We start from the raw sequence: 19308 nt of genomic DNA on the forward strand, positions 1-19308 counted from the left end.
CTCTGTAAAAGGACTTATATCATGACTTTTAATGTTACAAGCACAGGCTGCAACACTACAGCACCCGTTACTTCCAACCCTTCCCAAGGTTCATGCGGCAACAACACTGGCTCTATGCCAAGTTGTGGCTCTAACCCGCACGGTTCACCCTCTGCGTGGGGCAATATTGCTGAACAGCAATGTGGTAATATTGGTGGCAGCAAAGGCGGTTCTGGTAAGAAAGCTGGTTCTGGCAAGAAAGGCGGTTCTGGCAAGAAAGCTGGTTCTGGCAAAGACAACTATGGTAGCTGTGGTAACAGCGGCAATGCTGGTTCTGGCAAGAAAGCTGGCTCTGGCAAGAAAGCTGGCTCTGGCAAGAAAGCTGGCTCTGGCAAGAAAGCTGGCTCTGGCAAGAAAGCTGGCTGCAAGTAATTACTAGCTTTTCCTCTTGAGATGGGAGGGCTTCTCCTCCTCTCTCCCAAGGTTATTGATGTATGAGCGATTTCCCCACTCATTTCGGCATGTATATCGCCGGTCATGATGAAACCCCCGTACAGTATTGGTCTGATGCCACTATTCCCCTTAATGGCCGCCCCCCCACCAACCAACCCTCTTCATCCCCTGCGCGTGTCAGGTCTTGGCAGTCCCGCCCTTACTTTTGTGACACGCTGGCAAGATTATGCGAAGACAATCTCGGTGGCGTGGTCGTACAGATTGAGTTTCTCGGTGGTGAAGAGCGCAGCGCGTGCCGAGTCATCTGGGAAAGTGGGCGGGTAGCCATTGCCAGTTTCCGTACCGAGCATGGGTGTGCGCGTCTGGAAGCGCAGGTACTGCACCATTTGCACCCACAAGCTGCCCCCGTGCCGGAGTTGTTTTACTTTAACGGCATTGTGTTGGTGCAGGAGTCACTGCAAGGTGACAGCCTGTCGCACCGCTTGGCAACCGCTGACCGCCCAACCTGTGAAACCTTATTATCCGCCGCCTTAAGTAGTTTGGTGGCTATTCATCAGGCTGCCGAACGTGCTGGGTTGGATCAAGCCGTGCCATTGTTGGGGGCTGAACAATACTGGATTCAGCGCCATATCCGCCAAGTCCACAAAATGGGCGAAGCACTAAAAATCCCCGCGCCTCCCTTGTCCACGCAGGACATTCACGACATTTTACTGCCCCTCAAACCCCGTTTCGTCAAATGGGATGCCCGCCCCGGTAACGCGATGGTCAATACCGCAGGTCAAGTGTATTGGTTTGACTGGGAAAATTGTGGGGCGCGTAACCGTTTGGATGATCTGGTCTGGCTATTGTGCGATGAAAGTGTGCCGTTTTGTGCGGAGACGGAGCAGGCGTTGTTGGCGGAATACCTGCCACAGTTTGCGGATGGGGCTTCTTTGGAGGCAGCGTACCGCTATGCCTGCATTGCGGGGGTGTTGCATTGTGCTGCCCGTTTGGGTTTGATCCTCTATAAAAAAGAGGGGGATGAGTGGTGGGATATGCAGGAAATTTTAGCGCATGACTACATCGGTGTAACCCTGCCGCAAGCCCAGCGTTTGTGCTACCGAGCAGCGGATTGGGCGCAGCGTGAATCCTTGGTGGCGGCACTGACCCCGTGGTTTATGCAGGTTGCAAAACACTTGGAAACGTTATAGGCAGCGCACAACGGTAATTTTTGAAACTGCTTGACTTGAAACAGAGAGATGTTCGCACATCCCTCTGTGTTGTTTCTGGATAAATTAGGACAATTCGTTAACGTAGCGTTGGGCTTCTGCCAAATCAATCGTCCCTTCGTAGATCGACCGCCCTAAGATTGCCCCCATGATTCCCTGATCTTCTACCGCACACAACGCCTTAATATCATCCATATTGGTGACACCGCCCGAAGCGACAACAGGAATACTAATGCTAGACGCGAGTTTGGCGGTTTCATCCACGTTCACCCCCGTCATCATGCCATCGCGGGCAATGTCGGTGTAAACAATCGCGCTGACACCGGCTTGCTCAAATTGCTTGGCAAGTTCAATCGCCGAAACCGAGGACACTTCTGCCCAACCGTCGGTTGCCACCATGCCGTTTTTGGCGTCAATGCCAACAATAATGTGACCGGGGAATTGCTGGCACAAGTCGATGACGAACTGCGGCTCTTGCACCGCTTTTGTGCCGATAATGCAATAGTGCACGCCCGCTTCCAGATACGCCGCTACGGTGGCTGCATCGCGGATACCGCCGCCGATTTGTACCGGCACATTCGGGAAACGCGCTGCAATCGCACGAACCACGTCGCCATTCACCGGCTTGCCTGCAAATGCACCGTTTAAATCGACTAGGTGCAGACGGCGTGCGCCCGCATCGACCCAGCGTTGGGCGACATCGACGGGGTTGCTGGCAAACACGGTGGTGTCATCCATCCGACCTTGGCGCAGGCGCACGCATTGGCCGTCTTTCAAATCAATTGCGGGAATCAGTAGCATAGTCACATCCTTGGTTGGGTTGCTGTATCCTACCGTAAAACGGGTGTACAAGTCACAGCCTTGAAACAGGAGAAAAGGAGCGTGTTATGCAACAAGCGATGTTTGGCTTAGGGTGCTTTTGGGGCGCAGAACGCAAGTTTTGGCAAACACCGGGTGTCATCCGTACCGCTGTGGGTTATGCAGCAGGGCATACCGAAAACCCTACGTATCGCCAAGTATGCAGCGGTACGACGGGACATAATGAAGTGGTGTGGGTGGAGTTCGATCCAGAACAGATCAGTTACGACGCGCTACTGAAAGTGTTTTGGGAGGCACACAACCCCACCCAAGGGATGCGTCAAGGCAATGACGTGGGTGAACAATACCGTTCCGGCATTTACACCTATTCCCCTGAGCAACAAGCGGCGGCAGAAGCGAGTCGGGCGCGTTATCAGGTGGCATTAACGGCGGCGGGATTGGGTAAAATTACTACTGAAATTCTGGCTGCACCAACGTTTTACCCCGCTGAGGAATACCACCAGCGCTATTTGGAGAAAAATCCACGCGGCTATTGCGGCTTGGGGGGTACTGGGGTGACGTGCGGCTAAATGAAAATTGCGCAGATTCAAGCCATTGGTCAGGCACTCGGTTTCAACGCCGTCGGTGTCAGCAATATCGACTTGTCGTTTGCCGAGCAGCGTCTGCTGGATTGGTTGGCGCAAGGCTATCACGGCGACATGGCGTGGATGGCGCACCATGGCACAAAACGCAGCCGCCCCGCCGAATTAGTTTCCGGCACGTTGAGCGTGATCAGTGTGCGCATGGATTATTTACCGCCGGATAGCATGGATGCAGTATCGATCCTCAATCACCCCGAACGCGCTTATATTTCCCGCTATGCTTTAGGGCGTGATTACCACAAAGTGATCCGGCAGCGGCTGGAAAAATTTGCGCAACAATTGCAAACCGAAATCGGTGCATTCGGCTACCGCGCGTTCACCGATAGCGCTCCGGTACTGGAAAAGCCCCTTGCCGTGAAAGCAGGGCTGGGGTGGATGGGTAAGCACACCAATGTTCTCAGCCGTGACGCGGGTTCGTGGTTTTTCCTCGGTGAGATTTACACCGATTTGCCCTTGGATGAAACGGGCAGCGTGTCTGAGCATTGTGGGCAATGCACCGCGTGTATCGACGTTTGCCCCACACAAGCCATTCTCGCGCCGTATGTATTGGATGCGCGACGCTGCATTTCCTACCTCACGATTGAATACCAAGGCAGTATTCCGTTGGAATTGCGCCCGCTCATGGGCAATCGTATTTATGGCTGCGACGACTGCCAGCTTATTTGCCCGTGGAATCGCTTTGCGCAAACCTCGCCGGAAGCGGATTTTGCAGTGCGCAATGGCTTGGACAGTGCGCGATTAAGCGAGTTGTTCCAATGGAGTGAAAGCGAGTTTATGCGCAAGCTGGAAGGTTCGCCGATTCGGCGGATTGGTTACGAGCGTTGGTTGCGCAATATCGCTGTAGCATTGGGAAATGCGCCTGTGAGTGTCTCGGTCATGGCATTATTACAGCATCGCAAAATGGCGATTAGCAGTGAGTTGGTGCGGGAACATATCGACTGGGCACTTGAGCAACAAAAACAATCGGATAGCTAAGATCGTTAACACTTCATCGATTTTTTTTATCCATATGTCAATAAGTGATATGAATGCTCTCAAGTTTTTGTCATCATAAGCACATCACAAACCCGAACCCAAAAACAACGTTATGAAAATAAGAAGAAACAGTGTGTTGTGGGCACTAGTGGCTATGGTTTTATTACCGGGCTGTACAACAATGCAGGAAAACTCACTTTACAGTATGTGGCAAGAACGTGCGTATGGCGCTTATGGGATGCCAGTACCGACGGCTTCTACAAGCCCCTTTATGAGTGCTGCTATGCCTTACCGCCCTGTATTGAGTAACCCGTTGGATACAGTTTCTGGTGCGTTACTCAATGTGTCACGCACTGTTTCGGAGCAAGAAACACAATTTATCTCGCAATATTACTCACTGCAATAAAATTATATGCTATAAACCCTATTTGTTAGCCCCTGGAGTCCACCGTGGACTCCGCTTTGACGCAAAGGTCTTAGCCCTTCCTTTGTGTCTTTTTGGCCAGACCTGCTATTTTTGGGTCTGGCTTTTTTATTTTCAGGTAATATCCGCGCCAACCACACAACAATTATTGGGAGTGAGAGCATGGATCTTTCATCATTGCGCCAAGAATACACCAAAGCAGGCTTGAACCGTGAAACACTAGACCCTGACCCTTACCAACAGTTCAGTCTGTGGTTAAAGCAGGCGATAGACAGTGAGGTGGTAGAACCTACGGCGATGCAAATTGCGACGGTATCTGCGACGGGTAAACCGACCCTACGCACTGTGTTGTTGAAATCGTTTGATGCGAATGGCTTTGTGTTTTTCACCAATTACCACAGCCAAAAAGCCCAACAAATCGCAGAAAACCCGCAAGTGGCGCTCTTGTTGTTTTGGAAAGAGCTGGAACGTCAGGTGGAAATTACCGGGCGCGCTGAAAAAATTCCAACGTTGGAATCCTTACGTTATTTTGCAACCCGTCCGCGAGGTAGCCAGTTGGGGGCATGGGTATCCGCGCAGAGTTCTGTCATTACTTCGCGCACGTTGCTAGAAATCAAGCTGGATGAAATGAAGCGTAAATTCAGTGCGGGCGAAATTCCGCTGCCGGATTTTTGGGGTGGCTACCGCATCGTGCCGGATACCATCGAATTCTGGCAAGGTCGCCCCAGCCGTTTGCATGACCGTTTTGAATACCGCCGTCAGGTTGAAGGGTGGGAGATCGCGAGGTTAGCGCCATGAATACCTTGCAGTTGAAAATTCCCCCGCCGGTTTACTTGTTGACGTTTATGGGGGTGATGTGGTTCGTTAATGCGTGGTTGCCGCTGTTTCATTGGATTGCTGCGCCTTGGAACCGATTGGGGTTGTTGTTGATTGTGGTGGCGGTAGTGGTTGACTTTTGGTCGCTTGGCTTGTTTTTCCGGGCGCATACCACTTTTAACCCGATTCACCCCGAACGCACTAAAGCGTTAGTAACGACCGGCCCTTACCGTTATACCCGCAACCCAATGTATGTGGGGATGCTGGTGATTCTAACCGGTTGGGGGATTTGGCTGGGGGGGCTTAGCCCGTTTCTCGTGCTACCGTTGTTTGTGTGGGTACTGACGGTGGAGCAAATTATTCCTGAGGAAAAAATTCTGGAACAAACCTTTGGCGGCGCGTATCGTGATTATAAAGCGCATGTACGCCGTTGGTTGTGGTAAGGATTCATCAATGTTAGCAAAAGCAATGCTGTTGGCAGCAAGTCTGCTGCTGGTAACTGGCTGTAAATTGGAGCTGCCAAGTCTTGGTGGTAATAGTATCAGCGGGCCATTAAAGCTGGAAACACTCACGTTTGAGCGGGCTGGGGGGCCACAATGCCCGGATGTCGAGGGTACAACACCAGAGAATATCAGGTGCGCTAGTTTACGCCTGACGTATCCCAATATCGTGGCAGCCGGTAATCCAGCCGCAGCCACTGCCATCAATCAGTATATTCAGACACAACTGCTGGAATACAGCGACCCCGAAGGCAAGCCGCCTGCTACGTTGGAGGAGCTTGCCAGTATGTTCATCGCAGATTACAACAGCGTGCCAGAAGCGATGGGGCTGTGGGAAATGGAGCGCGATGTGGAAGTCAGTTTCGCCTCCAAACATTTAGTGACCTTAACATTCCGCGAATCGGGTTATACCGGGGGGGCGCATCCCTTCAGCGGTCAGCGCTATGTAGTGTTTGATGTGAATACTGGCAAACAATTGACGCTGAATGATTTGCTGATAGCAGGCTATGCGGAGCGTTTGAATGCAGCAGGTGAGCAAGCTTTCCGTCAGGCGCGTGGTCTTACGGCTAAAGCAAGCTTGGAAGAGGCGGGATTTTGGTTTGCTAATGATACCTTTAAGATCAACACCAATGTTGGTGTGCTGAGCAATGGTTTGGTTTTTAATTTCAACCCTTACGAAATTGCACCTTACGCCATGGGGCCGACGGAGTTTACCGTGTCGTATGACGCTATTAATGATCTGATTCCTGATACCAGTTTGTTGGCAGCGCTGGCACGCTGATGGAATACTTACGTGACCCGGAGCGTATTCGCGAACAAAACTACGCTAATTTACGTACACAAGTTGATTTGACCGCATTCTCAGCGGATCAGCAGCAAGTGGTTATTCAGATGGTGTTGGCTTATGGTGATCCTGAGCTTGCCAAGTATATTCGCTTTAGTGAGAATGCACTTGGCGTTGCCCGTAAAGCCATCAAGCAGCGCAATAACTTGTTATACGATGTGGAACTGGTCAAGTACGCGCTGAATGAGGCGCTTTTGTATCAAGAACCGCTCGGTTTTCTGGGGCGGGCATCAGTCATTTCTCAAGCTAAGAGCGTCAAACATACACGTGCGATGACGGCAGTGGATTGCTGGAAGCCGTATATGTCCGGCGGGATTGTGTTGATTGGGCAGTCCGCCACCGCATTATTACGTTTGTTAGAAATTCTCCAAGAAGGTGTGCGTCCTCCTGCCTTGGTGATTGCCGCACCCCGTGGGTTTGTGAATGCCTCACACGCGAAGCAGTTACTCTGGAAACTGCATCAGGAATTAGGCGTGGAGTGCATTGTGGTGGATGGTACACGTGGCGGTGGGGTACTTGCAGCGGCGGCATTGAATGCCCTGCTGATGATGCAACAGGGCACTTATGTGTAATGCGTTAAACGTCCTCAAATTTTTTCCAAATTGGCGTAACCCAATACCAGCCATTTGACACCGACCGCTTTGAAATTCACCTGTACCCGCGAATGTGCGCCCGCGCCTTCGGAATCGGTGATTACGCCATCGCCAAATTTGGCATGACGTACCCGTTGCCCGACACGGTAGCCGGTTTCATTGAAGTTGGTGGTGCGCGTTACGGGTTTGGGGGCATTGGCTGGGGAGCGGAATTGGTTACTGCCGCCGAAGCCGGTGGAATAGGTTTTCACTTTCGGGCGGACTTCTTCCACCAATTCCGGCGGTAATTCGCGCAGGAAACGTGACGGCGGGTTGAATTGGGTGCGCCCGTGCAACATGCGCTGTTCGGCGTAACTCATCACCAGTTCTTTTTCCGCGCGGGTAATGCCGACGTAGCAGAGGCGGCGTTCTTCTTCCAAGCGTGCTGGGTCATCGGCGGACATTTGGTGCGGGAACAAGCCTTCTTCCAAGCCGCACAAAAACACCAGCGGGAATTCCAGCCCTTTGGCGGAGTGCAGCGTCATCATTTGCACGCAATCTTCACCGGCTTCGCCCTGACCTTCGCCCGCCTCCAACGCCGCGTGCGAGAGGAAGGCGGAAAGTTCGCTCATGTCCGGGGTTTCTTCGGATTGCACGTAGGTGTAACCCTGTGCGGCGGTGACTAATTCGTTGAGGTTGTCGACGCGCCCTTGCCCTGCTTCGCCTTTTTCTTTGGCGAGAAAATGCGGCTTGAGTCCGGCAAGGTCGATGACGATTTCGACTTGTTCGCGCAAGGGCAGGCTGTGAATGTCGCTTGCCATGCGTTTGATCAGTTGCACGAAACCGAGTACGCCATTGCTGGCACGGGGGGTGAAATCGCCGATGTCAGCGGCTTGCGCGGCAGCTTCCCACAAAGACAGGTTGGTGGCGCGGGCGTGGCTGCGCAGGATGTCGACGGTACGTTCGCCAATGCCGCGTGGCGGGTGGTTGACGATGCGTTCAAACGAGGCATCGTCTTGGTGGTTAACGGTGAGGCGCAAATACGCCAGCGCGTCCTTGATTTCGGCACGTTCAAAGAAGCGTAAGCCGCCGTAGACGCGGTAAGGAATGCGGTTTTCGTTAAACGTGCTTTCAAATACCCGCGATTGCGCGTTGGAACGGTACAAAATGGCAACGTCGCGGCGCATTCCGCCCTGATCTACCCATTTTTGGATGCGCCCGGCGACAAACCGCGCTTCGTCAATTTCGTTGAAGGCAGCGTAGAGGTGCAGGCGTTCGCCATCCTTACCATCCGTCCACAAGTTTTTACCCAAACGCCCTTTATTGTTACTGATCAAAGTGTTGGCGGCGTTGAGGATATTCGCAGTAGAACGGTAGTTTTGTTCCAGCCGCACCGTTTCGCAATCGGGGAAATGTTTGGTGAAATTGCGGATGTTTTCGATCTTTGCGCCGCGCCAACCGTAAATCGACTGGTCATCATCGCCCACCGCAAACACCGGATTTCTATCCCCCGCCAGCAAGCGCAACCATGCGTATTGCAGCGCATTGGTGTCTTGGAATTCGTCCACCAAAATGTGGCGGAAACGGTTGCGGTAATGTTGTTGCAAATCGGGGTTATCACGCAGCAATTCCAGCGAGCGCAGCAGCAATTCGGCGAAATCGACCACGCCATTACGCTGGCAGGTTTGTTCGTACACGCTGTAAATTTGCACCATTTGGCGTTGGTTGAAATCGCCTTTGTCTTCAATGTGGTGCGGGCGCGAACCTTCGTCCTTACGCGCATTGATGAAACCGGCGACCTGACGCGGCGGGAAGCGGGTTTCGTCGAGTTCCAAGGATTTGAGGATGCGCTTGACCATGCGGATCTGGTCTTCGGAATCGAGAATTTGGAAGGTTTGCGGCAATTTGGCTTGCTGCCAATGCAGGCGTAACAAACGGTGCGAAATTCCGTGGAAGGTGCCAACCCACATGCCGCCGCTGGGCAGTTGCAACAGGTCTTGGATACGCCCGCGCATTTCTGCCGCCGCTTTATTGGTGAAAGTCACGGCGAGGATGCTTAATGGCGAGACGTTTTCGACTTCGATCAGCCAGGCAATGCGATGCACCAGCACGCGGGTTTTGCCGCTGCCTGCGCCTGCGAGGACGAGGACGGATTTGGGCGGCGCGGCAACGGCGAGTTGTTGCTGCGGGTTTAGGGGGGCGAGGATGGGGGATTGGGTATTCATAGTCTCACCAACCACTCGCATAAGGCAGCTAATTGATCATCGCTAGTCAAATTGGCGCAATTCGCCAACTCGCCTGCCTGGTATTGTGAAAAAATTTCTCCCGCCATTGCTTGTTCAATAGCAGCCCCCACAAACAATAAGGGCAGTTTTCCGGCAAATGCGGTTCTGGCTCGACCTAACGCACTATTGGCTGTTTTCCAGTGTTCGTCTGCCCCTGCTGGGTCAATACCACCTTTTAGTTCGCCAATAGCCAAGTAATGTACGGTGGTTTCCAATAATTTTTTTAAGTCCTGAATTTTGGGTGCATCGGTTACGATGGCATCATTGAGCAATACAATATCAATATTCTTTTTAACAGGAGGCACATTGGTATCAAAGATTAAGATTCGCTGCTGGTTATTTTTATTAGACCAACGAATAGCTTTGATAGTATCAATATCCTCAACACCAAGCTGTTCTCCGGGTGTAGATCGGAGCTTTTTGTCTAAGTAGGAAAATTGAGTATCAGCTATTTGCAATTGAGAGATGATAAAGCGTGTTAATTTTTCTTTGGCGATAGAGCCAACAATATTACGCATTTTGCCGCCTAAAGCATCACCAGAAGTCAGAAGATAGCGATAAACGACTTCATCAATATAAGCTTTGCCACTAGGCAATAAGATTTTTTCAATAAAATCATTGAGAAGTCCCAGTTTATCGGATTCAGTCAAGTGCGCTTTTGCCTTGACGGAAATGCCAGAGGCTTCTAATAAACTCTCCCTAATATTGATGAGTGTTAATAAATCATTAGGTGACTGCGTATGGACTTCCAATACCGCTTTGAGGGCTTTAGCTCGGTCAATAAAAGGAATCGACTCCTTATTTCGACGTAACGCATATTCCAAAAAACCACTGCGGCGGGCGGCGGGCGTTGTCACTAAATCAGTGGAGGCAGTGATATGAATATTATTCACCTAAGTTTTCCTCAAAAATTTGTGTCTTGATCGCAAGACCAATCGCCTTGGCAAGCACGGGGGGAACTGCGTTACCAACCTGACCGAATTGCGTCATCGTGACAATGCGTTTGCTGCTGTATGAATCTAAACGTGTACCGATGAATTCCCAATGGAGAGGAAACGTTTGTAAGCAAGCCAACTCACGTACCGTCAGCATTCGATCTTCATACGGATGGATGAAATCACGATAACCGCTACGGGTTACAGTTGGTGAAGGTTTCGCGGGATCAAGCCTCCTATAAGTGGAGCCAAACGTTTGTTTGATCTGGCTGAGCTTGCCACCAATAGGGACAATTTTAATCTTTTCCAACGTCGTTGGCGCGTGTGCCGTTTTTTGGTGATTTTTAATAACCATGTCGGGCAATCCTTCCTTTTATTGTTCCCGCTACTTTCATCGCCGTGTCGGAGGGTTCGTCGGCGTTTGGTAACGAACCAATGCCATCCCAAACCGATTGCCATGTTTGATGGTGCTTAGTAAATAGATCTGCTTGGTGATTGGCAGGGGCTGTGTGCGTTGGTTTAGGAAACGTAAAGCTTTTTCCTATGCGATTACCGATAATAAAAATACGTTCCCTGAATTGGGGTGCACCAAAATCAACAGCATCCAATACTTGATAGGATACTTGGTATTGATAGATTTGATTTTGATACGTAATAGGTTGGGAGGCTTCATCTAAAATAGCTTTTAGTGCTTTCCCGCCTTCCCAATTCATCATGCCCTTAACATTTTCCATCACAAAGGCAACGGGTAATGCTTCGCGTACCACGCGCAGAAATTCTAAAACCAAACGACCTCTAGGGTCATCTAAGCCCATGCGTTTACCCGCTAAGCTAAAACTTTGGCAAGGGGGACCACCAACTACTAAAGCAGGCTCCAAGGGTTGTAAACCTGCTTTAGCCAAAATCGCATGGGTGGGTAGCGTTGTAATATCGCCTTCGATAATTGGAGTATCCGACATATTTTTGCGTAACGTAGCGCAACAGGAACTGTCTTGTTCGACGGCTACAGCAGTGACGAACCCGGCTTGGTGGAAACCTATGTCCATGCCACCTGCTCCCGAAAAAAGGCTTATAATCTTGTTCGACATGTTGTCTCCGATGCGTATTTGGAGTGAGATTGTAAGCGTCTAAGGATCATTCCACCACCCCATGCAATTCTGCTTCACCCATCCAGTAGCATAATAACGGTGCAGGCAGGCGCATAATGTTGATCCCTTCTGGCGTTCCCGCCAGTAACCCAAAATCATCCAAGGCTTTAGTGATGACGTAACCGCGACTGATATTTTTTTGCTGGCACAATTCCATCAAGCCCTTGAGTTCGCGCACGCCGGTGTGTTGGGTGCGGTATTTCACTTCAAATGGCACAATTTGCCCGCCGACTTCAGCGACAACATCGACTTCGCGCTCCTGTTTGCCGCGCCAATAGGTGAAACGTACTTGTTGGGCATAATAACGGGCGAATAGGTGACGGAAAACGGCTGTTTCGGTCGCCACGCCCAGTGCGGTGGGGTCATCGAGGATGTTTTTGCCTTTCAATAAGACAGCGGAGGAAATCGCTGCGTCTGCCAGATACACTTTGTAACGCGCCCGCAACACATCTTTGCCATAGCCGAATGGCGGTAAACGATAAATCAGGTGGGTGGCTTCCAGCAGTTCGATAAAATGTTGTGCCGTAGGGCGTTTAACTTGCAGGTTGCTGCACAAGTCGGTCATATCCAGTAGCCCGCCATCGTGCATACACAGGTACAAAAAGGTGTGTTCCAAATCTAAAATACGCCGCACCCCAAACAAAGCGGTCATATCGCGTTTCAGCACTTTGTCGATAATGTCTTCGCGTAGCAGACGTTGGGCTTGTACCACGCTCTCAATTTGTGCCGTTTGCGGAAACCCACCACGCACCAAATATTCATGGAAATGCCCGGTATACGGTGCGGCTAACTCGGTTACACGGTAAAAATCGGGTGCTGTCCAATCAAACAGGTGGCGCAAGGAACGCAGTGGCGGTAATTCAGGCAATGCGAGTTGTTTGATGTGCAGGTATTCATAAAACGACAAGGTGGTAATACGGATAGCGTGCCAACGCCCAACCCCGGATTCCTGATCCGCTTCCAACAAGGGCGTGGCTGAACCCGTAAACACAATACGGCGATCTTTAACAAAATCAATCTGATGTTTGACCCACGTTCCCCAATCGCGAATAAATTGCGCTTCATCCAAAAACAAGTATTCGATGCCTTCAGCACGCGGTTCACGTTCACGCCACGCAGCTAACACCGCATCAATACCGCCTAATTTGAGCATGGGATGATCAAAAGTGACGTACAAAATATTGGCGGCTGGCACACCTTGTTGCAGCAAGTCTTCAATACACTGTAGCAACAAGGTGGTTTTGCCGACCTGCCGCGCTCCCGATAGCAACACTGCACGGTGAACCGGCGGCTGCGTGACCCATTGATTGAGTTCATGCCAAGCGGCACGTTTCCAAGCAGGCAAACCGGCTATATGCCCACCACGCCACCAGGGGTTAAACTGTGCGAGTACGCTGATGAGTTCAGATGGTGATATTTTCATGGAAATAGTACTAAATGACTTATTTAGTTAAAGTATAGTTTAACTATTTTGAAAATTTTAGCTAATTTTAGACTTTTCAAATCACTGTGATTGAGGAAACCACCATGCAAATCTGGGTCGATGCCGATGCCTGCCCCAATGTGATCAAGGAAATCCTGTTTCGCGCGGCGGAACGCTTGCAAATTCGCACCACCTTGGTGGCGAATCAGCCCTTACGCATTCCGCCGTCGCTCTACATTAAAACCATTCAAGTGCAGGCGGGGTTTGATGTGGCGGATAATCGCATTGTGCAGGATTTGGCAGCGGGCGATTTGGTGATTACCGCTGATATTCCACTGGCGGCAGAGGTCATCGAGAAGAAGGGACACGCGCTGAACCCGCGTGGGCAGTTTTACACCCCGGAAAATATCCGGGAACGCTTGCGGGTGCGTAATGCGATGGAAGAAATGCGCAACAGCGGGGTGATGACGGGTGGGCCTGCGACCCTGAGTTTGAGTGATCGGCAGGCGTTTGCGAATCAGTTAGACCGTTTCCTCACCCGTCATTGCCGCAGCAAACCTTAGCCAGCAACGGGCTTCACCCGGCTCGCCGCTTCCGCCGCCCGCGCCCGCGCTTCATCGGTATCCTTACCCCGCGCTAACGCCACACCCATGCGGCGACGTTCAAACGACACCGGCTTGCCGAACAGGCGGATGTCGCTTTCCGGCACTTGCAGCGCGTGTTCCACGCCTTCAAATGCGATGCCTTCCGCCTCAATGCCGCCGTAAATCACCGCACTTGCGCCCGTAGAATGCAGCGCCGTATTCACCGGCAAGCCCAATATCGCACGGGCATGTAGCTCGAATTCGTTCTGGAATTGTGTTGCCATCGTCACCATGCCGGTGTCGTGTGGGCGTGGGCTGACTTCGGAGAACCACACGTCATCATCCTTGACGAATAATTCCACCCCAAACAAACCGCGTCCGCCCAGATTGTCAGTCACTTTCGCGGCAATGTCTTGCGCTTTGGCAAGGGCGGTAGCGGTCATCGGCTGCGCTTGCCAGCTTTCGACGTAATCGCCTTTGACTTGGCGATGCCCGATGGGGGCGCAGAAATGCGTTTCGATCTCGCCGTTTGCGCCCAAGGCACGCACCGTCAGCAGGGTGATTTCGTAATCGAAATGGATGCATTGTTCCACGATCACCCGCCCGTGATTGACGCGCCCGGCGGAAAGGGCGTATTCCCAAGCGGCTGCCACCTCGTCCGCGCTTTTCAGCATGGATTGGCCTTTGCCGGAAGACGACATCACCGGCTTGACGAAACACGGGTAGCCCACGTCATCCGCCGCCGCCTGCATCTCGGCAAGGCTGGAGGCGAAGTGGTAACGCGAGGTTGGTACGCCGAGTTCTTCCGCAGCCAAACGGCGGATGCCTTCGCGGTTCATGGTCAGTTGCGTGGTGCGGGCGGTGGGGATGACTTCCGCCAGCCCCGCAGCTTCAATAGCAGCCAGTTCGTCGGTGGCAATCGCTTCAATTTCCGGCACAATCAAGTGCGGTTTCTCGGCTTCCACCAAGGCGCGTAAGGCTACCGGGTCTGCCATATTGATGCTGTGGAAACGGTGTGCGACTTGATGCCCCGGTGCGTTTGGGTAACGGTCAACGGCAATCACTTCCACCCCTAGGCGTTGCAGGGCAATGATGACTTCTTTGCCGAGTTCGCCGCTGCCAAGCAGCATGACGCGGGTGGCTGAGGGGGAAAGCGGGGTTCCGATGCGCATGGGGGTCTCCGGGGCAACAAGTGGTGGAAAATTCTGGAGAATAGCACAAGCAGCAGCGGCAGGTTAAAATCGGGCAATTTGATTATTCAATGGATCAGGCGATGACTTTCAAAGTGACGGTGCAACCTTCTGGGCATACTTTTTGGGCAGAGGCGAATGAAACGGTGTTAGAGGCGGGTTTGCGCCAAGGCGTGGCGTTGCCGTATGGCTGTCGGGGCGGGGTATGCGGTTCGTGCGCTGCAACGGTGCTGAGCGGTCAGGTGCATTACCCGTTTGGTGAACCGCAAGGGCTTGCGCCTTATGATGAAGAGCGCGGTAAAGCCTTTTTGTGCATGGCGGGGGCGTTGAGCGATCTGGAAATTGATTCCCCGCGTGTGGGTAGCGAACCGGATATTGAAATCAAAGCCCTGCCGGTACGGGTTGAGAAGATGCGCAAGCTGGCGGCTGATGTGATGGAGTTGACCCTGAAGTTGCCTGCATCGGAACGGTTGCGCTTCCTTGCCGGGCAATACATCGACATTTTGTTGAAAGAGGGCAAACGCCGGGGTTTTTCGTTGGCGAATGCGCCGTTTAATGATCAGTTTTTGGAGTTGCATATCCGTCACGTACCGGGTGGGCAATTTACTGACCATGTGTTCAATGAGATGAAAGAAAAAGCGTTATTGCGGATTGAGGGGCCGTTGGGGAGTTTCTACCTGCGCGAATCGGAACGTCCGTTGATCCTGATGGGCGGCGGCACCGGTTTTGCGCCACTCAAGGGGATGCTGGAGCAGATGATGGCGCAAGGGCTGGATAAGCCGGTGCATTTGTATTGGGGCGTGCGTGCCAAGGCAGATTTGTACATGGATAGCGTGGTGCGCAGTTGGGTGTCGCGTCACCCGCAACTGACTTATGTGCCGGTGCTTTCCGATCCGCAGCCACACGATCAGTGGCAAGGGCGCACGGGGTGGGTGCATGAGGCGGTGGCTGCTGATTTCACGGATTTGTCCACTCATGATGTGTACCTGAGTGGCCCACCGCCGATGGTGAATGCGGCGAAAACTGCGTTTTTGGCGCAAGGCTTGCCAGAGGCGCAGTTGTATTACGATTCCTTTGAGTACAGCCTCGATACCCTCAAAGCCATGCAGGAAAAGCAGCCATGAGTGAACCTGAAGTGGATTTCAACCTCCACCCACAATTAGCCCAAGACACGCACTTCGTCACCGATTTGCCGTTGTGCCGGGTATTGTTGATGGATGAAGCGCGTTACCCGTGGTTTATTCTTGTGCCACGCCGCGCGGGGATTCGTGAAATCCATGAGTTAACGCCAGCAGAACGCCAGCAGTTGTGGGCAGAATCCGATCAGATCAGCAGGGCGCTGATGGCACTGTTCCAGCCTGACAAGCTGAATATTGCGGCATTAGGCAATGTTGTGCCGCAATTACACCTTCATCACATTGCGCGTTTTCAGACGGATGCCGCATGGCCTGCGCCCGTGTGGGGGAAGTTTGTGCCAGAGTCTTACACCGCCGAATTTGCCATTTCACGTTGTGAAACCTTACGCGTAATACTCTAACATCCCTCTTGTCCCCTTCACCCCTTGCGGGGGAAGGGTTAGGGATGGGGGGTACTCTTTACGCCTTACCCTTTGCTTCAATCATGTCGTGGATGATCGGGTTCAGGATCAGCTCCATCGCCAGTACCATCTTGCCACCTGGCACCACGATGCTGTTGCGGCGTGACATGAAGGAGTCATGGATCATGGATAGCAGGAACGGGAAGTCCACGTTGAAGCGTTTCGGGTCAGCGAAACGGATGATCACGAAGCTTTCATCAGCGGTGGGAATATCACGCGCAATGAACGGGTTGGACGTATCCACAGTCGGCACACGCTGGAAGTTGATGTTGGTGCGCGAGAATTGCGGGGTGATGTGGTTAATATAATCCGGCATCCGGCGCATGATGGTGTCAACAGTCGCTTCCGGTGAATAGCCGCGCTCAGCGTGGTCACGGGAAATCTTCTGAATCCACTCCAGGTTCACGCTGGGTACAACCCCGATCCCTAGATCCACGTATTTAGCCACGTCATAGCCACCGTATTTCTTGTCGGGGCTGGTGTCTTGTACCAGACCGTGCAGCCCTTCGTAGAACAGAATGTCGGTATTGGCTTCGGTGTCTTCCCACGGGGTGAATTCACCAGAGCCTGCGGTGCAGGTAATGCCCATGCCAGTCAGGCGCTTCTGGTGATGCGCAGCTTCAGCATCGTTGTGCAGGTAGTAACGCTTTTTACCGCTGCCGGTTTCGCCATAGCTTTTGAACAGGGCTTCTAATGCATGGAAATCGTTAGCTTCAGGGCCAAAATGGCTGAAGTTGGTTTCAACCGCAGAACGCTGTTTAAATTCAGCACGGGTAACACTGTGGAAGCTATCGCCTTCGATGACGGCTGCTGTAATCTTTTCGCGGAAGAAAATGTGCTCAAAAGCACGCTTGACGAAGGTAGTACCTGCACCAGAGGAACCTGTTACAGCGATAACTGGGTGTTTTTGGGACATTAGAGCTTCTCCTCTCAGAACTGTGAATGCGCAATCGACCAACATTCTAACCAAAGAGGCCGTGTGTCTGTATATGCCTTTCGATAGGGATACGCGAAATCGGTCTGTCACATAATCTTAATATTAGCTTAATCAGGTGTTTAGGTGGGTTATCCCCATATCCTGTGGATAAGTATGTGGACTGTTTTGTGGATAGTGTCCGGCAAGGCTTGTTTTATAAAGGTTCTTGCCAGATTGATTAAAAAATAACCTATTATTTTATTTTTTAAAATCAATGTCTTGTGTTTATTGTGAGGCTCTGTTTGATTATTGTTGATAAACGTAGTTATGTGTTTTGCTGCACTTGTACTGTGTGCATAACTCCAGCGCTATCACTAAAAAGCCTTGACACAAGATGTAGTGTTTTGCGGGATTTTGCTGATACAGCAGCATAATGTGTCGGGATCAGCTATCATTACCCGCTTTCCAATCACTTACCCGTTATTTGTTATGAAACAAGCTCAACCCCGTGTCGGTTTCGTTAGTCTCGGTTGCCCCAAGGCATTGGTCGATTCCGAGCGTATCCTTACCCAATTACGTGCTGAGGGTTACGAAATTAGTGGCAGTTACGATGACGCTGACCTAGTGGTGGTGAACACTTGTGGTTTCATTGATTCGGCGGTGGAAGAATCTTTGGAAGCCATTGGGGAGGCATTGGATGAAAACGGCAAAGTGATTGTCACCGGTTGTCTGGGGGCAAATGCAGGCACGGTATTAGACGCTTACCCGAATGTACTTGCCGTTACGGGGCCTCATGCGTATGAGGCTGTTATGCAATCGGTGCATCAGCATTTACCGCCTTTGCATGATCCCTATACGCATTTGATTCCGCCGCAGGGAATTCGCCTCACCCCGCGTCATTATGCTTACCTGAAAATTTCGGAAGGCTGTAATCACCGTTGTTCTTTCTGCATTATTCCTTCGCTACGTGGAGATTTAATCTCGCGCCCGATTGGTGATGTGTTGCAAGAGGCAGAAAACTTGGTGAATGCAGGCGTGAAAGAATTGCTGGTGATTTCGCAAGATACCAGTGCTTACGGTATCGACGTGAAATACCGCACGGGTTTCTGGCAAGGTCGCCCGATTAAAACCCATTCGCAGCAACTGGCTGAGGCGTTGGGGGAAATGGGGGTGTGGGTGCGCTTGCATTATGTCTACCCTTATCCGCACGTGGATAACCTGTTGCCGTTGATGGCAGACGGCAAAATCCTGCCATATCTGGATATTCCTTTCCAACATGCAAGCCCTACGGTATTAAAGGCTATGCGCCGCCCCGCCCATGCCGAAAAAGTATTGGGGCGTTTGGCTAAGTGGCGTGAAACCTGCCCGGATATAGCGGTGCGCAGTACTTTCATTGTCGGTTTTCCCGGTGAAACCGACGATGATTTTGAAATCTTGTTGGACTTTTTGCAGGAAGCGCAACTCGACCGCGTAGGTGCGTTCACGTATTCTCCTGTTCAGGGTGCAGAAGCGAATGCGCTTGACGGTGCTGTGCCTGAAGCGGTTAAAGAGGAACGCCTCGAACGTTTTATGGACGTACAGGCTGACATCAGTGCAGCCAAACTCAGCCGTTTAATCGGTAAAACCATGACCGTGTTAGTGGATGAGGCGGGAGAGGGTCAAAGTATTGCTCGCACTCACCGTGATGCACCTGAAATCGACGGACAAGTGATTATCGAAGGTGTTGAGTTACCGGTCGGGGAGTTTGCTCAAGTGCGTATTACTCATGCAGATGAACATGATCTTTGGGGTGAAATTTAATCCTTCCTTATAAAATAATTTAGCTTGCTCAAGTCGTTTGTTTTATTTATGTTAATCGAGAGATCTTTTTGTGAAGATTTGATTAAAAATAAAATAATTAAATGATGGCAATAAATTAAATAGGTTGTTTGTATCAAATGTTGAGTATGGTTACTGTACTATGTAGCCAACATCCATTAATATAGATTATAGCTATTTA

At 51.5% G+C, this 19308-nt stretch carries 21 protein-coding genes; 13 read left to right on the forward strand and 8 right to left on the reverse strand.

Annotated features, from left to right (window positions below; translation table 11 throughout):
• The first annotated feature begins 21 nt into the window (after positions 1 to 21).
• Together QJT81_03800 and QJT81_03805 are read left to right on the forward strand one after the other, a co-directional pair.
• Positions 22 to 411: a hypothetical protein gene (locus tag QJT81_03800; protein ID WGZ95124.1), complete on the forward strand. Its 390-nt coding sequence runs from the start codon at positions 22 to 24 to the stop codon at positions 409 to 411.
• A 62-nt stretch (positions 412 to 473) separates the two neighbouring features.
• Positions 474 to 1622, forward strand: coding sequence for an aminoglycoside phosphotransferase family protein (locus tag QJT81_03805; GenBank protein ID WGZ95125.1), 1149 nt, complete (start codon positions 474 to 476; stop codon positions 1620 to 1622).
• A gap of 84 nt (positions 1623 to 1706) precedes the next feature.
• Here QJT81_03805 and hisA read toward each other — a convergent pair whose 3' ends face one another.
• Positions 1707 to 2441 carry a 1-(5-phosphoribosyl)-5-[(5-phosphoribosylamino)methylideneamino]imidazole-4-carboxamide isomerase gene (hisA, locus tag QJT81_03810; protein WGZ95126.1) on the reverse strand — a complete coding sequence of 245 codons (735 nt, stop codon included), beginning with the start codon at positions 2439 to 2441 and terminating at the stop codon, positions 1707 to 1709.
• Between the two features lie 86 nt (positions 2442 to 2527).
• Here hisA and msrA point away from each other — a divergent pair, with 86 nt between their 5' ends.
• The 7 genes from msrA to QJT81_03845 all read left to right on the forward strand — a co-directional run bounded on the left by msrA (position 2528) and on the right by QJT81_03845 (position 7231).
• Positions 2528 to 3028, forward strand: coding sequence for a peptide-methionine (S)-S-oxide reductase MsrA (gene msrA / locus QJT81_03815; protein ID WGZ95127.1), 501 nt, complete (start codon positions 2528 to 2530; stop codon positions 3026 to 3028).
• The gene (gene queG, locus QJT81_03820) at positions 3029 to 4075 is read left to right on the forward strand and encodes a tRNA epoxyqueuosine(34) reductase QueG (protein ID WGZ95128.1); all 1047 of its coding nucleotides are present in this window, start codon (positions 3029 to 3031) and stop codon (positions 4073 to 4075) included.
• A 205-nt stretch (positions 4076 to 4280) separates the two neighbouring features.
• Entirely contained in the window at positions 4281 to 4481 is a 201-nt protein-coding gene (locus QJT81_03825; protein WGZ95129.1) for a hypothetical protein, read from the forward strand.
• Between the two features lie 180 nt (positions 4482 to 4661).
• Complete coding sequence (gene pdxH / locus QJT81_03830) at positions 4662 to 5297, forward strand: pyridoxamine 5'-phosphate oxidase (GenBank protein ID WGZ95130.1); 636 nt, start codon at positions 4662 to 4664, stop codon at positions 5295 to 5297.
• A complete protein-coding gene (locus QJT81_03835) occupies positions 5294 to 5758 on the forward strand; it encodes an isoprenylcysteine carboxylmethyltransferase family protein (protein ID WGZ95131.1) in 465 nt (154 codons plus the stop codon). Before pdxH ends, QJT81_03835 begins: the two co-directional genes overlap by 4 nt.
• A gap of 10 nt (positions 5759 to 5768) precedes the next feature.
• Positions 5769 to 6596: a DUF3298 domain-containing protein gene (locus tag QJT81_03840; protein WGZ95132.1), complete on the forward strand. Its 828-nt coding sequence runs from the start codon at positions 5769 to 5771 to the stop codon at positions 6594 to 6596.
• On the forward strand, positions 6596 to 7231 hold the full coding sequence (locus QJT81_03845; protein WGZ95133.1) for a precorrin-8X methylmutase: 636 nt from the start codon (positions 6596 to 6598) through the stop codon (positions 7229 to 7231). Before QJT81_03840 ends, QJT81_03845 begins: the two co-directional genes overlap by 1 nt.
• Before the next feature lie 14 nt (positions 7232 to 7245).
• On the opposite strand, the gene uvrD is transcribed toward QJT81_03845, so the two are convergent.
• The 5 genes from uvrD to QJT81_03870 are packed head-to-tail and all read right to left on the reverse strand — an operon-like array spanning position 7246 to position 13022.
• A complete protein-coding gene (gene uvrD / locus QJT81_03850; protein WGZ95134.1) occupies positions 7246 to 9456 on the reverse strand; it encodes a DNA helicase II in 2211 nt (736 codons plus the stop codon).
• Complete coding sequence (locus QJT81_03855; GenBank protein WGZ95135.1) at positions 9453 to 10409, reverse strand: AvaI/BsoBI family type II restriction endonuclease; 957 nt, start codon at positions 10407 to 10409, stop codon at positions 9453 to 9455. The genes uvrD and QJT81_03855 overlap by 4 nt, the downstream gene beginning before the upstream one ends.
• Positions 10402 to 10806, reverse strand: coding sequence for a DNA cytosine methyltransferase (locus tag QJT81_03860; GenBank protein WGZ95136.1), 405 nt, complete (start codon positions 10804 to 10806; stop codon positions 10402 to 10404). Before QJT81_03860 ends, QJT81_03855 begins: the two co-directional genes overlap by 8 nt.
• Positions 10796 to 11539: a DNA cytosine methyltransferase gene (locus QJT81_03865; protein ID WGZ95137.1), complete on the reverse strand. Its 744-nt coding sequence runs from the start codon at positions 11537 to 11539 to the stop codon at positions 10796 to 10798. The genes QJT81_03860 and QJT81_03865 overlap by 11 nt, the downstream gene beginning before the upstream one ends.
• Positions 11540 to 11585: 46 nt before the next feature.
• Complete coding sequence (locus tag QJT81_03870; protein ID WGZ95138.1) at positions 11586 to 13022, reverse strand: ATP-binding protein; 1437 nt, start codon at positions 13020 to 13022, stop codon at positions 11586 to 11588.
• A gap of 104 nt (positions 13023 to 13126) precedes the next feature.
• Between QJT81_03870 and QJT81_03875 the strand changes: the two genes are divergently transcribed.
• Positions 13127 to 13585, forward strand: coding sequence for a YaiI/YqxD family protein (locus tag QJT81_03875; protein ID WGZ95139.1), 459 nt, complete (start codon positions 13127 to 13129; stop codon positions 13583 to 13585).
• On the opposite strand, the gene purT is transcribed toward QJT81_03875, so the two are convergent.
• Positions 13582 to 14778, reverse strand: coding sequence for a formate-dependent phosphoribosylglycinamide formyltransferase (purT, locus tag QJT81_03880; GenBank protein ID WGZ95140.1), 1197 nt, complete (start codon positions 14776 to 14778; stop codon positions 13582 to 13584). The two genes, QJT81_03875 and purT, sit on opposite strands and share 4 nt — an antisense overlap.
• 89 nt (positions 14779 to 14867) lie before the next feature.
• Between purT and QJT81_03885 the strand changes: the two genes are divergently transcribed.
• Together QJT81_03885 and QJT81_03890 are read left to right on the forward strand one after the other, a co-directional pair.
• Positions 14868 to 15920 (forward strand): CDP-6-deoxy-delta-3,4-glucoseen reductase, encoded by a 1053-nt coding sequence (locus tag QJT81_03885; GenBank protein ID WGZ95141.1) that lies wholly within the window; start codon positions 14868 to 14870, stop codon positions 15918 to 15920.
• A complete protein-coding gene (locus QJT81_03890) occupies positions 15917 to 16333 on the forward strand; it encodes an HIT domain-containing protein (protein WGZ95142.1) in 417 nt (138 codons plus the stop codon). The genes QJT81_03885 and QJT81_03890 overlap by 4 nt, the downstream gene beginning before the upstream one ends.
• Before the next feature lie 58 nt (positions 16334 to 16391).
• Here QJT81_03890 and QJT81_03895 read toward each other — a convergent pair whose 3' ends face one another.
• Positions 16392 to 17309 carry a phosphoribulokinase gene (locus QJT81_03895; protein WGZ95143.1) on the reverse strand — a complete coding sequence of 306 codons (918 nt, stop codon included), beginning with the start codon at positions 17307 to 17309 and terminating at the stop codon, positions 16392 to 16394.
• A 489-nt stretch (positions 17310 to 17798) separates the two neighbouring features.
• Here QJT81_03895 and rimO point away from each other — a divergent pair, with 489 nt between their 5' ends.
• Entirely contained in the window at positions 17799 to 19109 is a 1311-nt protein-coding gene (gene rimO / locus QJT81_03900; GenBank protein ID WGZ95144.1) for a 30S ribosomal protein S12 methylthiotransferase RimO, read from the forward strand.
• The last annotated feature ends 199 nt before the right edge of the window (positions 19110 to 19308 follow it).

The sequence above is a fragment of the Candidatus Thiothrix putei genome, from assembly GCA_029972225.1.
Taxonomy (GTDB): Bacteria; Pseudomonadota; Gammaproteobacteria; order Thiotrichales; family Thiotrichaceae; genus Thiothrix; species Thiothrix putei.